The organism is Ruegeria sp. AB5, assembly GCF_056542645.1.
This window is the reverse complement of record NZ_JBQGAE010000091.1, coordinates 1-516: the sequence shown is the minus strand read 5'-3', so window position 1 is coordinate 516 and position 516 is coordinate 1. Positions and strand designations below refer to the sequence as shown.

Below are 516 nucleotides of genomic sequence, written 5' to 3'. Positions count from 1 at the left end.
TACTGTTGGCGCCAGCCGGAGGCGACGAGTTACAGGGTGTCAAACGCGGGATAATGGAGATGGCCGATATCATCCTGATCAACAAGGCGGACGGTGATCTCAAATCCGCGGCGACCCGGACCTGTGCAGATTATGCCGGTGCTTTGCGCCTGCTGCGTAAGCGTCCGCAAGACCCCGAGGGGTTCCCCAAAGCGATGGCCGTGTCAGCGGTCGAGGAACACGGGTTGGAACAGGCGTGGGACGAAATAAAGACCCTGATGCAATGGCGGCGCGAAGCCGGCTATTGGGACAGCAATCGCGCGGCGCAGGCACGATACTGGTTCGATCAGGAGGTCCGTCACGCCTTGCTTGCAAAGCTGGAATCGCCCGAGGCCCGTGGTGAAATGGAGCAGTTGAGCGACCAGGTCGGGTCAGGCAACCTGAGCCCCTCGGCAGCGGCGGATCGGATGCTGAAACTCTTGTCGACCGCCTAAGAACCGCGTTAATGCCGTCCACCGCAAAGGTGGTGCGATCATC

The 516-nt window shown here is 60.9% G+C and carries 1 protein-coding gene; it reads left to right on the top strand.

The features are described 5' to 3' along the window. Positions 1 to 473: P-loop NTPase family protein (locus ACR0L4_RS23765; protein ID WP_480515690.1), on the top strand; the 473-nt coding region annotated here is incomplete at its 5' end. Between the last annotated feature and the right edge of the window lie 43 nt (positions 474 to 516).